General features: G+C 59.9%; 14 protein-coding genes and 1 tRNA gene. 9 read left to right on the forward strand and 6 right to left on the reverse strand.

The window, feature by feature from the left end; translation table 11 throughout:
* The first annotated feature begins 28 nt into the window (after positions 1 to 28).
* Entirely contained in the window at positions 29 to 334 is a 306-nt protein-coding gene (locus J1G35_RS01555; protein ID WP_223013028.1) for a YkgJ family cysteine cluster protein, read from the forward strand.
* Between the two features lie 75 nt (positions 335 to 409).
* Here the strand turns inward: J1G35_RS01555 and J1G35_RS01560 are convergent, their stop codons facing one another.
* From J1G35_RS01560 to hemA, 6 genes are all read right to left on the reverse strand, one after another.
* Positions 410 to 928 carry an acyloxyacyl hydrolase gene (locus J1G35_RS01560; RefSeq protein WP_032886125.1) on the reverse strand — a complete coding sequence of 173 codons (519 nt, stop codon included), beginning with the start codon at positions 926 to 928 and terminating at the stop codon, positions 410 to 412.
* Positions 929 to 1,039: 111 nt separating this feature from the next.
* The gene (gene murI / locus J1G35_RS01565; protein WP_223013030.1) at positions 1,040 to 1,834 is read right to left on the reverse strand and encodes a glutamate racemase; all 795 of its coding nucleotides are present in this window, start codon (positions 1,832 to 1,834) and stop codon (positions 1,040 to 1,042) included.
* Positions 1,827 to 2,582: a molybdopterin-synthase adenylyltransferase MoeB gene (locus tag J1G35_RS01570; RefSeq protein ID WP_223013032.1), complete on the reverse strand. Its 756-nt coding sequence runs from the start codon at positions 2,580 to 2,582 to the stop codon at positions 1,827 to 1,829. Before J1G35_RS01570 ends, murI begins: the two co-directional genes overlap by 8 nt.
* Entirely contained in the window at positions 2,576 to 3,406 is an 831-nt protein-coding gene (prmC, locus tag J1G35_RS01575) for a peptide chain release factor N(5)-glutamine methyltransferase (RefSeq protein WP_223013033.1), read from the reverse strand. The genes J1G35_RS01570 and prmC overlap by 7 nt, the downstream gene beginning before the upstream one ends.
* A complete protein-coding gene (prfA, locus tag J1G35_RS01580; protein WP_053131841.1) occupies positions 3,407 to 4,489 on the reverse strand; it encodes a peptide chain release factor 1 in 1,083 nt (360 codons plus the stop codon). It lies immediately after the preceding gene.
* Positions 4,486 to 5,772, reverse strand: coding sequence for a glutamyl-tRNA reductase (gene hemA / locus J1G35_RS01585; RefSeq protein WP_053131843.1), 1,287 nt, complete (start codon positions 5,770 to 5,772; stop codon positions 4,486 to 4,488). Before hemA ends, prfA begins: the two co-directional genes overlap by 4 nt.
* A 274-nt stretch (positions 5,773 to 6,046) precedes the next feature.
* Here hemA and J1G35_RS01590 point away from each other — a divergent pair, with 274 nt between their 5' ends.
* From J1G35_RS01590 to ychF, 8 genes are all read left to right on the forward strand, one after another.
* Entirely contained in the window at positions 6,047 to 7,771 is a 1,725-nt protein-coding gene (locus J1G35_RS01590) for a tetratricopeptide repeat protein (protein WP_053131846.1), read from the forward strand.
* A 4-nt stretch (positions 7,772 to 7,775) separates the two neighbouring features.
* The gene (gene lolB / locus J1G35_RS01595; RefSeq protein ID WP_053131850.1) at positions 7,776 to 8,393 is read left to right on the forward strand and encodes a lipoprotein insertase outer membrane protein LolB; all 618 of its coding nucleotides are present in this window, start codon (positions 7,776 to 7,778) and stop codon (positions 8,391 to 8,393) included.
* A gap of 50 nt (positions 8,394 to 8,443) precedes the next feature.
* The gene (gene ispE, locus J1G35_RS01600) at positions 8,444 to 9,247 is read left to right on the forward strand and encodes a 4-(cytidine 5'-diphospho)-2-C-methyl-D-erythritol kinase (protein ID WP_256243894.1); all 804 of its coding nucleotides are present in this window, start codon (positions 8,444 to 8,446) and stop codon (positions 9,245 to 9,247) included.
* A gap of 37 nt (positions 9,248 to 9,284) precedes the next feature.
* Positions 9,285 to 9,359 (forward strand) — tRNA-Gln (locus J1G35_RS01605).
* A 46-nt stretch (positions 9,360 to 9,405) separates the two neighbouring features.
* Positions 9,406 to 10,347 carry a ribose-phosphate pyrophosphokinase gene (locus tag J1G35_RS01610; protein ID WP_003171603.1) on the forward strand — a complete coding sequence of 314 codons (942 nt, stop codon included), beginning with the start codon at positions 9,406 to 9,408 and terminating at the stop codon, positions 10,345 to 10,347.
* Between the two features lie 138 nt (positions 10,348 to 10,485).
* On the forward strand, positions 10,486 to 11,085 hold the full coding sequence (locus tag J1G35_RS01615) for a 50S ribosomal protein L25/general stress protein Ctc (protein WP_053131856.1): 600 nt from the start codon (positions 10,486 to 10,488) through the stop codon (positions 11,083 to 11,085).
* A gap of 167 nt (positions 11,086 to 11,252) precedes the next feature.
* Complete coding sequence (gene pth / locus J1G35_RS01620) at positions 11,253 to 11,837, forward strand: aminoacyl-tRNA hydrolase (RefSeq protein ID WP_053131858.1); 585 nt, start codon at positions 11,253 to 11,255, stop codon at positions 11,835 to 11,837.
* A 22-nt stretch (positions 11,838 to 11,859) separates the two neighbouring features.
* Complete coding sequence (ychF, locus tag J1G35_RS01625) at positions 11,860 to 12,960, forward strand: redox-regulated ATPase YchF (protein WP_053131861.1); 1,101 nt, start codon at positions 11,860 to 11,862, stop codon at positions 12,958 to 12,960.
* Positions 12,961 to 12,975 lie beyond the last annotated feature (15 nt).

Genomic DNA, 12,975 nt, shown 5'->3' on the forward strand with positions numbered 1-12,975 from the left:
TCACCCGCTTGCCTTACACTGCGCGCCTATGACCAACATCCCGCACACTCAAATCACCGAACCCGCCGTCACCTGCTCGACCTGCGCGGCCTGCTGCTGCCAGCTGGAAGTGATGCTGATCACCGACACCGGCGTGCCGGAACGCTATATCGATACCGATGAATGGGGCGGTGAAGTGATGCTGCGCCTGGACGACGGCTGGTGCGCGGCGCTGGATCGGGACACGATGATGTGCACGATTTACGAGCGTCGACCGCTGATCTGCAGGGAGTTCGAGATGGGTGCGCCGGAGTGCCTGACCGAACGCGAAGGAATCGCCACGGCCTACCGCTGACCTGAAGACTGATGACGATCAAAATGTGGGAGGGGGCTTACCCCCTCCCACACTGTTTTGCAGCGTTCCTGGGAATTACAGCGGCATGGTGTAGTGCAGCGAGTAGCTTTCTACACCGTCGTTATTGCTGCTGATCCCGGCATTGGAGTAGTGCGTGGCGCGAATGCCGACTTCATGCCCACCGGTGAAGCGCAGGCCGAAGCCCAGGCGGTCTTCGAACTGGAAAGCCTGGCCGATGTTGTTGTCTTCCAGCTTGGTACGGGAGAACACCGCCACGCCGATCCCGGCTTCGATGTAGGGCTTGACCGACTGGCCGGCGAATTCATACACAAAGACCGGCGAGAACGACAGGCTGCTCGCACCTGCACGGTCGTCACCTTCCCAGTAGGTGTAGGCGCCGCTCCAGTAGCCGGTCAGGCGACCAACGTCGCTTTGCATCCAGCTCTTGTCCCAATCCGACGTCAGCCCCAATCGATAGGTCAGCGTCGAATCACTGGTAGCCCCCAGGCCAAACTCAAGCCCGGCAGCCTGCGCCGAAAAAGAGTGTCCCACCACAGCGGCCGCAATCGCAGCCAAACAGAACAAGCGCTTCATAAGAAACATCCTTTCCGAACGAAGTTATATGGTTTTGTACAAGCAATCTGGCTATAGAAGCGGACGCGGTGTCAGAAGTTCAGCCGGTATCCGCGATTTTTCACGAAATTTTCACGACACGAAGCTTCGCACAACTCCAGAATGTTTCCATAGTGTCGGTAGGATATTTCTTAGGTGATACACATCGCCGCTGGTCCAGAACTGCGCAGGCTCAGGATCGCCGAGGGCCAGCAAATCGCGTTCGCCCAGCAAACGCTTGAGCTGACGTGCGACGGCAGCGCCGGTGTCGATGAGGATGATGCTGGGGGGCAGCATCTGCGCCAGAAGCGGCTTGAGGAAGGGATAGTGGGTGCAGCCGAGGATGATGGTGTCGCAGCCGGCGCTGAGCAGCGGGTCGATATAGCCCTGCAACAACTGGCGCAGGGCCGGACTGTCCAGGTCACCGGTTTCAATCAGCTCCACCAGGCCCGGGCACGGCTGGGTGATCACCCGTACATCGGTGGCAAAACGGTCGAGCAACGCGGCGAACTTGGCGCTTTGCAGGGTGCCGGTGGTGGCGAGCACCCCGACCACCCCACTGCGAGTGGCGGCAGCAGCGGGCTTGACTGCGGGCTCCATGCCCACCAGGGGCCAATCGGGGTAGTCCTGGCGCAAATCCGCGACGGCCGCCACGGTTGCGGTGTTACAGGCAATCACAAAGGCCTTGGCGCCCTGCTCGCGGAAAAACTCGGCAACCGACCGGGAACGCTCAAGAATGAACGCCGGGGTTTTCTCGCCGTAGGGGATATGCCCGCAATCGGCCACGTACAACAGTGACTCATGGGGCAGCAATTGCTGAATCTCATCCAGCACCGACAAGCCGCCGACGCCGGAATCGAACACACCGATCGGCGCGTCCTTAACCATGTCGCGTCCCGCAGACACTGCAACCGGGATCACGCTTGACGCGCAATTCGCGAAAGCGTGTGGTCAATGCGTCGATCAGCAGCAAGCGGCCCACCAGCGGCTCGCCGAAACCCGCCAGCAACTTCAAGGCTTCCAGGGCTTGCAGGCTACCGACCAGGCCCACCAGCGGGCCGACCACGCCCGCTTCGCTGCAGGTGAGTTCAGTGTCACTGCCGTGCCCGTATAAACAGTGGTAGCACGGGCTTTCGGCGCGCCGTGGATCGAACACCGACAGCTGCCCTTCAAGACGAATCGCCGCGCCGCTGATCAAGGGCGTGGTCGCAGCCACACAGGCGGCATTGACCGCCTCGCGGGTGGAGAAGTTGTCGCTGCAATCGAGCACCACGTCCACATCCACCACTGCCGCCGCCAAGGTATCGGCATCCAGCGCGATGGGATGGGCGACCAGTTTGATTTCGGGGTTGAGGGCGCTCAGGCGGCGCAGGGCCGAGTCGACCTTGGACTGCCCGACACTGTCGGTGTCATGGATGATCTGGCGTTGCAGGTTGGTGAGGTCGACGGTGTCGAAATCTGCCAGGTGCAATTCGCCGACGCCAGCGGCGGCCAGGTACATCGCCACCGGGGCGCCCAGGCCACCGAGACCGACGATCAACGCGCAGCTGTTTTTCAGGCGCAATTGGCCGTCGATGTCGACATGCTGCAACAGAATCTGTCGGCTATAGCGCAACAGCTCCTGATCGGTCAGCACGGCCGTCGTCCCAGGGTGATGCGCTCGTGACCGCCGAGGTCAATGCGGCTGTGCACCTGGTCGAAGCCTTGGCTCAGCAACAGGTCGCGCACCGCTGCGGCCTGGTCGTAACCGTGTTCCAGCAGCAGCCAGCCAGTGGCATCCAGGTGGGCCGGGGCCTGGGCGATGATCAGCCGCAGGTCGTCCAAACCATCATGGCCCGCAACCAAGGCGCTGGCTGGCTCGAAACGTACATCGCCCGCCACCAGGTGCGGATCGTTGTCGGCGATGTAGGGCGGGTTGCTGATGATCAGGTCGTAAGTCTGGCCTGTCAGGGCGCTGAACCAATGGCTGTTGAGCACCGTAGCGTTATGGAGGTGCAGGCGCTGGCGATTGCGCTCGGCCAGCGCCACGGCTTCCAGCACGCGGTCGACGGCCGTGACGTGCCAGGCCGGACGCTCGCTGGCCAGGGCCAGGGCGATGGCGCCGCTGCCGGTGCCCAGGTCGAGGACCTTGACGGGGGTGGCCGGTAACAGTTCCAGGGCCGCTTCCACCAGCAGCTCAGTGTCAGGACGTGGGATCAGTGTGTGGGGCGCGACCTCCAGGTCCAGCTTCCAGAAACCTTGCTGGCCGAGGATATAGGCCACCGGCTCACCGCCACGGCGGCGTTGCAGGTAGCCGGCAAAGGTCAGGGCGTGCTCGCTGCTGACGATTTTTTCCGGCCAGGTGTGCAGGTAGCTGCGGGACTTGCCCAAGGCCGCAGCCAGCAACAACTCGGCATCCAGGCGCGCCGTGGGCGAGTCGGGCAGGTCGGCGGCGCGCAGCAGGCTGGCGATAATGGTCATTTATTCACCTATCGCCGCCAACTGATCGGCCTGGTATTCGGCGAGCAATGGCTCGATCACCGCATCCACGCCACCGGCGAGAATCTCGTCCAGGGAGTAAAGCGTGAGGTTGACCCGGTGGTCAGTGACCCGGCCCTGGGCAAAGTTGTAGGTACGGATGCGCTCGGAGCGGTCGCCCGAGCCCACCAGCAATTTGCGCTCGCTGGCAATCGCGTTGGCGGCGGCGCTGGTCTGCTGGTCATTCAGCTTGGCCGACAGCCAGGACATGGCCCGCGCACGGTTCTTGTGCTGGGAACGCTCTTCCTGGCACTCCACCACGATGCCCGACGGCAAGTGGGTGATGCGGATCGCCGAGTCAGTCTTGTTGACGTGCTGGCCACCGGCGCCCGACGAGCGGTAGGTGTCGACCCGCAGGTCGGCCGGGTTGATCTCGATGGCTTCCTGCTCGTCCGGCTCGGGCAACACGGCCACGGTGCATGCCGAGGTGTGGATACGGCCCTGGGACTCCGTCGCCGGAACCCGCTGCACACGATGGGCACCGGACTCGAACTTCAGCTTGCCATAGACGTTGTCGCCTTCGACCCGCGCGATGACTTCTTTATAGCCGCCGTGCTCGCCCTCGTTTTCGGACAGGATCTCGACCCGCCAGCCGCGACGCTCGGCATACCGTGAATACATGCGGAACAGGTCGCCGGAGAAAATCGCCGCTTCGTCACCGCCGGTGCCAGCACGGATTTCGAGAAACACGTTGCGCCCGTCATTCGGGTCCTTGGGCAGCAGCATGCGCTGCAGGTCGCCTTCCAGCTCGGCCAACTTGTCCTTGGCTTCGCGGACTTCTTCCACGGCCATTTCGCGCATGTCCGGGTCGCTGTCCTTGAGCAGCGCCTGGGCGCCTTCGAGATCGGCCTGCACTTTAGTGAGGTTTTTGTAGGTAGCCACAATGGGCTCAACTTCGGCGTATTCCTTGGAATAGGCGCGGAATTTGGTCTGATCCGAGATGACCTCGCCGTCGCCGAGCAAGGCGGTCAGTTCTTCGAAACGATCCTGGAGCACGTCCAGTTTATTGAGCAGTGACGCTTTCATTGCGATTTTTTATCCGAAGAGCTGGGCGCGCCCTCACCGAGGGCAAAGAGTTCCTGGGCCATGGCCAGCGCATCGAGGCGGCCTTCGGCAGTCAGTTTTTTTAATTGTACGCTGGGCGCATGCAGCAACTTGTTGGTCAGGCCGCGGGCCAATTGCATCAGCACCTCCTCGGCGCTGCTGCCGTTGGCGAGCAGGCGCTGGGCCTTGATCAACTCTTCATCACGCAGGCGTTCGCCCTGCTGACGATACGCCTTGAGCACGTCCACCGCCGCCAGCTCACGCAGGCGCACCATGAATTCTTCGGCGCCGACGCTGACCATCTCTTCAGCCGCCTGGGCAGCGCCCTGGCGACTCTTGAGGTTTTCGGCAACCACTTCATGCAGATCGTCGACGCTGTAGAGGTAAACGTCGTCCAACTCGCCGACTTCGGGCTCGATATCCCGGGGAACAGCAATGTCGACCATGAAGATCGGCTTGTGCTTGCGCAGTTTCAACGCGCTTTCTACCGCGCCCTTGCCGAGGATCGGTAGCTGGCTGGCGGTGGAACTGATGACGATATCGCTGCGCACCAGTTCGGCTGGGATGTCCGAAAGCAGCACCGCATGGGCGCCGAACTGCTCGGCGAGGATGCTGGCGCGCTCCAGGGTACGGTTGGCGACCACGATGCGCTTCACGCCCAGGTCATGCAGGTGGCGGGCGACCAGGGTGATGGTCTCACCGGCGCCGATCAACAGCGCCTGGCTGCGCTGCAAATCGCTGAAAATCTGCTTGGCCAGGCTGACGGCAGCAAACGCCACGGACACCGGGTTTTCACCGATGGCGGTGTCGGTGCGCACCTGCTTGGCGGAATTGAAGGTGGCCTGGAACAGACGGCCCAGCAGCGGACCGACGGTGCCGGCCTCGCGCGCCACGGCGTAGGCGGATTTCATCTGGCCAAGGATCTGCGGCTCGCCCAACACCAGCGAATCGAGACCGGATGCCACACGCATCATGTGACGAACTGCCGCATCGTCTTCGTGCACGTAGGCGCTCGCGCGCAGGTCTTCGAGGCTCAAATGGTGATAATCGGCCAGCCAGCGCAGCACGACATCCGCTGAAAGATGTTCCTGCTCTATATAAAGCTCACTGCGATTGCAGGTCGAAAGGATCGCAGCTTCGCGGCTGTCGGTGAGACGGCAGAGCTGCTGCAAGGCCTCAACCAACTGCTCTGGCGTAAACGCCACGCGCTCGCGCACGTCTACGGAAGCAGTCTTGTGGTTAATACCGAGTGCGAGGAAGGCCATTCAATATCGCTGATGATGTCGGGAAGCCGACAATTGTCCTACTTCGAAAGATTCAGAACAACCACCGTCGTCTATTGTCCTAGTAGCTTATGCCTATAAAAAGGCCATCTGCAGGTGCAAGCCTGCTCGCGATGGTCGTGAACCATGACACGGCCTCCTGACAAAACGCGTTGTCCTCAGGCTTTTCGCGAGCAAGCTCGCTCCTACACGGTTATGTTTGGCCGAAGGCTTGTGTCATGATGATCCGACCGCAGGTTAGTCGTCCTCTTCCTATATGAATAGATCCTCCGCGTTGCTCCTCGCTTTTGTCTTCCTCAGCGGCTGCCAGGCCATGGCACCCGTGTCGCCGGACGGTACACCGCCGGTGGAAGACAGCACCCCCGCGCCTGAAAAGCCCAAGGTTTATTCCTCGTTCAGTGAAGAAACGGTGTTCAGCCTGCTCAGCGCGGAACTGGCCGGCCAGCGCAATCGCTTCGACATTGCGCTGGATAATTACGTGACCCAGGCCATCAACACCCAGGATCCGGGGATTTCCGAGCGGGCATTCCGCATTGCCGAGTACCTGGGGGCCGATCAGGCCGCGCTGGACACCTCGCTGATCTGGGCGAAGAACGCGCCGGACGATCTGGAAGCGCAACGGGCAGCCGCCATTCAGCTGGCACGGGCGGGGCGTTATGACGACTCCATGGTCTATATGGAGAAGGTCCTGCAGGGCAAGGGCGACACCCATTTCGACTTCCTCGCGCTGTCGGCCGCCGACACCGACCAGGACACGCGTAATGGCCTGATGAAGAGTTTCGACCGCCTGCTGCAAAAACACCCGAAGAACAGCCAGTTGGTGTTCGGCAAGGCTTTGCTGCTGCAACAGGATGATGAAGCCGACGCCGCACTGAAGCTGCTGGAGCAGAATCCGCCGGACGAAGGCGAGATTGCCCCGATCCTGCTGCGTGCGCGCCTGCTGCAGAACCTCAATCGCGGCAAGGAAGCCATTCCGCTGCTGGAAAAAAGCATCAAGAAGTATCCGGACGACAAGCGCCTGCGCCTGACTTACGCGCGCACGCTGGTGGAACTGGACCGTATGGAGGACGCCAAAGTGCAGTTCGCCAACCTGGTCCAGCAATACCCGGACGACGACGAACTGCGCTATTCCCTGGCGCTGGTGTGCCTGGAAGCCAAGGCCTGGGACGAGGCCAAGGGTTACCTGGAAGACTTGATCGCACGGGAAAGCCATGTGGATTCGGCGCACCTGAACCTCGGCCGTATTGCCGAAGAGCGCAACGATCCGCAGGCTGCCCTGCTCGAATACGCCCAAGTCGGCCCCGGCAACGACTACCTGCCGGCGCAACTGCGCCAGGCCGATATCCTGATGAGCAACGGCCGCACCGACGAGGCGGAGAAACGCCTGACGGCTGCGCGGGATGCAGAACCCGATTACGCGATCCAGCTGTACCTGATCCAGGCCGAGACCCTATCGGCCAACAATCAGGGCGAGCGCGCCTGGAAGCTGCTGCAGCAAGCGTTGCTGCAATTCCCAGACGATTTGAACCTGCTGTATACACGCGCCATGCAGGCGGAAAAACGCAATGACCTGGCACAGATGGAAAAAGACCTGCGCCTGATCATCAAGCGCGACCCGGACAACGCCATGGCCCTGAATGCCTTGGGTTACACCTTGTCCGACCGCACCACGCGTTACGACGAGGCCAAGGCGCTGATCGAACAGGCGCACAAGCTCAATCCTGAAGACCCGGCCGTACTCGACAGCCTGGGCTGGGTCAACTATCGCCTGGGCAACCTGGATGAAGCCGAGCGCTTGCTACGCCAGGCGCTTGAGCGCTTTCCCGACCAGGAAGTTGCCGCCCACCTGGGCGAAGTACTGTGGGCCAACGGCAAGCAACGCGAAGCCCGACAAATCTGGGAAAAATTCCTCAAGGAACAACCCGAAAGCCCCATCCTGCGCGGCACCATCAAGCGCCTGACCGGATCCGAGACCCTTTAAGCTTATGTTCTTGCGCCACGTTATCGTTTTCAGCCTCATTGCCCTGCTCGCCGGTTGCGCGGGCGTCGGCAGCCGTGAATCCGTCGAGGGCCAGGGCAACCCGGCACAATGGCAACAGCACAAGGATCAGCTCAGCAGCATCGACGGCTGGCAGATCGAAGGCAAAGTCGGGGTTCGCGCGCCGAAAGACTCCGGCAGCGGCACCTTGTTCTGGCTGCAACGCCAGGACTACTACGACATTCGCTTGTCAGGCCCCTTGGGGCGTGGCGCCGCTCGCCTGACGGGTCGCCCTGGGCAAGTCAGCCTCGAAGTTGCCAATCAAGGGCGCTATGAAGCCACCTCGCCCGAAGCGCTGCTGGAAGAACAGATTGGCTGGAAACTGCCGGTCTCGCACCTCGTGTGGTGGGTCCGCGGCCTGCCTGCGCCGGACAGCAAGAGCCGCCTGAGCCTTAACGGTGACAGCCGTCTGGCCAACCTGGAGCAAGATGGCTGGCAGGTTGAGTACCTCAGCTACGTGGAACAGGGTGGCTATTGGCTGCCCGAGCGCATCAAGCTGCATGGCACCGACCTGGACGTCACGCTGGTGATCAAGGACTGGCAACCACGCAAGCTGGGGCAATAAACGTGACCGTAGAAAAGTTGACCCTGCCCTCCCCGGCCAAACTCAATCTGATGCTGCACATTCTGGGTCGCCGTGAAGACGGCTACCACGAGTTGCAGACGTTGTTTCAATTTCTCGACTACGGCGACGAGCTCACCTTCGCCGTGCGCGACGACGGCGTGATCCAGCTGCACACTGAATTCGAAGGCGTGCCCCACGACAGCAATCTGATCGTGAGGGCGGCCAGAAAACTTCAGGAGCAGTCCGGTTGTTCCCAGGGCATCGATATATGGATCGATAAAATTTTGCCCATGGGGGGCGGAATAGGTGGTGGCAGCTCAAATGCCGCGACCACGCTGCTGGGTCTCAATCACTTGTGGCAACTGGGCTGGGACTTTGATCGCCTGGCTGCGCTGGGCCTGACGCTGGGCGCCGACGTCCCGGTTTTCGTGCGTGGACACGCCGCTTTTGCTGAGGGCGTGGGGGAAAAACTCACCCCGGAATACCCCGAAGAGCCGTGGTATGTCGTGCTTGTCCCGCAAGTATCTGTAAGTACAGCAGAAATTTTTTCAGATCCACTGTTGACACGTAACTCTCCTCCCATTAAAGTGCGCCCCGTTCCCAAGGGAAACAGTCGAAATGACTGCTTGCCGGTTGTAGCAAGGCGTTATCCAGAGGTACGTAACGCTTTGAATTTGTTAGGTAAATTTACCGAAGCAAAATTAACCGGAACTGGAAGTTGTGTGTTTGGGGGCTTCCCAAGCAAAGCTGAAGCTGATAAAGTCTCGGCCCTTCTTACAGAGACCCTTACAGGGTTTGTAGCAAAGGGAAGCAACGTTTCGATGTTGCATCGCAAGCTGCAAAGTCTGCTCTAAAAGGAATCGAGTACTGGGTACTCGTTGCAACAGATACAGGGGCGTCGCCAAGCGGTAAGGCAGCAGGTTTTGATCCTGCCATGCGTTGGTTCGAATCCAGCCGCCCCTGCCATTTTCTAATACTCATCCAGGTTACCCTCAGCCTCTAGGTACTGCGCGTGTCCAAGATGATGGTCTTTACGGGGAACGCCAACCCCGATCTGGCTCGACGTGTCGTACGTCAGCTGCATATCCCTCTCGGTGACATCTCTGTCGGTAAGTTCTCCGACGGCGAAATTACAGCCGAGATCAATGAAAATGTCCGCGGTAAAGACGTCTTCATTATTCAGCCGACCTGCGCTCCGACCAACGATAACCTGATGGAACTCGTCGTGATGGCTGATGCCTTCCGCCGCTCCTCAGCGACTCGAATCACAGCTGTAATCCCTTACTTTGGTTATGCCCGTCAGGATCGCCGTCCGCGTTCCGCACGTGTGGCTATCAGCGCGAAAGTCGTTGCTGACATGCTCACCGTGGTAGGCATCGACCGTGTTCTCACGGTTGACCTGCACGCTGACCAAATCCAGGGGTTCTTCGATATTCCGGTAGATAACATCTACGGCTCCCCCGTTCTGGTGGATGACATCGAAGACCAGCGCTTTGAAAACCTGATGATCGTGTCCCCGGACATTGGTGGCGTCGTGCGTGCACGGGCTGTTGCCAAATCCCTGGGCGTGGACCTCGGGATCATCGACAAACGCCGCGAGAAAGCCAATCACTCTGAAGTGATGCATATCATCGGTGATGTCGAAGGGCGTACCTGTATTCTGGTTGATGACATGGTCGACACCGCCGGCACCCTGTGCCACGCGGCCAAAGCCTTGAAAGAGCACGGTGCTGCTAAAGTCTTCGCCTACTGCACACACCCTGTGCTGTCGGGCCGAGCGATCGAGAACATCGAGAACTCCGTGCTGGACGAACTGGTGGTGACTAACACCATCCCGTTGTCCGCCGCTGCTCAAGCCTGTGCGCGTATCCGTCAACTGGATATCGCACCGGTAGTTGCCGAAGCGGTTCGCCGCATCAGCAATGAAGAATCGATCAGCGCGATGTTCCGCTAAGGGTCAAACCTTCGGAACACCTCACTGACGAAAAGCGCCCCGCCCCAGCATTCTGTTGGGGCGGGGCTTTTTTGCCCATATCGCCTTTAGCGCTGGTCGCAAACGCTGGGGCGAATGTGGTTATTTTGGAGATACAACATGAACGATTTTACTCTGAATGCTGAAGTGCGTTCCGACCTGGGGAAAGGTGCGAGCCGCCGCCTGCGTCGTCTCGCAAGCCTGGTTCCAGCTGTAGTTTACGGTGGCGACAAAGCCCCTGAATCCATCAGCATGCTGGCTAAAGAAGTTGCCAAGCTGCTCGAAAACGATGCGGCCTACAGCCACATCATCGAGCTGAACGTGGGTGGCAAAAAGCAGAACGTCATCATCAAGGCCCTGCAACGTCACCCAGCTAAAGGCCACGTGCTGCACGCTGACTTCGTACGCGTCGTAGCCGGTCAGAAACTGACCGCTATCGTGCCTGTGCACTTTGTTGGTGAAGAAGCTCCGGTCAAGAAAGGCGGCGAAGTCTCGCACGTTGTCGCTGAGATCGAAGTGACCTGCCTGCCGAAAGACCTGCCTGAGTTCATCGAAGTCGACCTGTCGGCTCTGGAAATCGGCGACATCGTTCACCTGTCCGACCTCAAAGCGCCTAAAGGCGTTGAATTCGTTGCACTGGCTCACGGTGATGACAAAGCTGTTGCAAACGTACACGCTCCACGCGTTGCTCCAGAAGCTGAAGAAGGCGCTGCAGAGTAATTCACTCTGTATTGCCGGAGCTTGAGGAAACATCGCGGACCGAAACGTAGCGAGAAAGCGGGCGATAACGCGAAGTTTATCTCTGGATAAGTTAGCTCCTGTCGTCCACTTTCGCCGCACTCAGGTCAGGCGATATTATCCACAACTCCAAAGGAAGGGCCCCTGTCGTGACTGCCATTAAACTGATCGTTGGCCTGGGAAATCCAGGCGCCGAATACGAACAGACCCGGCATAACGCGGGGGCCCTTTTTGTTGAGCGCATCGCCCACGCCCAAGGTGTAAACCTGGCCGCCGATCGCAAATATTTTGGCCTGACCGGGCGCTTCTCGCACCAGGGTCAGGATGTTCGTCTGCTGATTCCCACCACCTACATGAACCGCAGCGGCCAGGCTGTCGCGGCGCTTGCGGGCTTCTTCCGGATCAAACCCGAGGAAATCCTGGTGGCCCATGACGAACTGGACCTGCCACCCGGTGTTGCCAAGCTCAAGCAAGGCGGCGGGCACGGCGGGCACAATGGCCTGCGCGACATCATCGCGCAGTTGGGCAATCAGAATACTTTTTACCGTCTGCGGCTCGGCATTGGCCACCCAGGCGTCGCCAGTATGGTTTCAAATTTCGTCCTGGGTCGTGCGCCACGCGCCGAACAGGAAAAACTCGATGCCAGCATCGATTTTGCCCTCGGCGTGCTGCCGGATATCTTCGCCGGGGAATGGAACCGTGCGATGAAAAACCTGCACAGCCAGAAGGCCTGACTTTTTTCCGAGGGGAAACACCATGGGATTCAATTGCGGCATCGTCGGCCTGCCCAACGTCGGCAAATCCACCTTGTTCAACGCTTTGACCAAGTCCGGTATTGCGGCGGAGAACTTCCCCTTCTGCACCATCGAGCCCAACAGCGGTATCGTGCCGATGCCGGATCCACGCCTGGACGCACTGGCGGCCATCGTCAATCCCAAGCGCGTCCTGCCGACCACCATGGAGTTCGTCGACATCGCAGGCCTGGTGGCCGGCGCATCGAAAGGTGAAGGCCTGGGCAACAAGTTCCTGGCCAACATTCGTGAAACCGACGCCATCGCCCACGTGGTCCGCTGCTTTGAAGACGAAAACGTGATTCACGTCTCCAACAGCGTCGACCCGAAACGCGACATCGAGATCATCGACCTGGAACTGATCTTCGCCGACCTCGACAGCTGCGAGAAGCAACTGCAGAAAGTCGCGCGTAACGCCAAGGGCGGCGACAAGGACGCTGTGGTCCAGAAAGGCCTGCTGGAGCAGCTGATTGCGCACTTCACCCTGGGTAAGCCGGCACGTAGCCTGATGAAGACTATGGGCGCTGACGAAAAGGCCGTGATCAAGGGCTTTCACCTGCTGACCACCAAGCCGGTGATGTACATCGCCAACGTCGCAGAAGACGGTTTCGAGAACAACCCGCTGCTTGATGTGGTCAAGGCCATTGCCGACGAAGAAGGCGCCATCGTGGTTCCGGTGTGCAACAAGATCGAAGCAGAAATCGCCGAGCTTGATGACGGCGAAGAAAAAGACATGTTCCTTGAGGCCCTGGGCCTGGAAGAGCCTGGCCTGAACCGCGTGATCCGCGCCGGTTACGAAATGCTCAACTTGCAGACCTACTTCACCGCCGGTGTCGAAGAAGTGCGTGCCTGGACCGTTAAGGTTGGTGCCACCGCACCTCAGGCCGCCGGCGTGATCCACACCGACTTCGAAAAAGGTTTTATCCGCGCCGAAGTGATCGCCTACAACGACTTCATCCAGTACAAGGGTGAAGCCGGTACCAAGGAAGCCGGTAAGTGGCGCCTGGAAGGTAAGGAATACATCGTAAAAGATGGCGATGTGATGCACTTCCGTTTTAACGTGTAAACACCGCGATTGTCC

It is taken from the genome of Pseudomonas sp. SH10-3B, from assembly GCF_019891415.1.
GTDB lineage: Bacteria > Pseudomonadota > Gammaproteobacteria > Pseudomonadales > Pseudomonadaceae > Aquipseudomonas.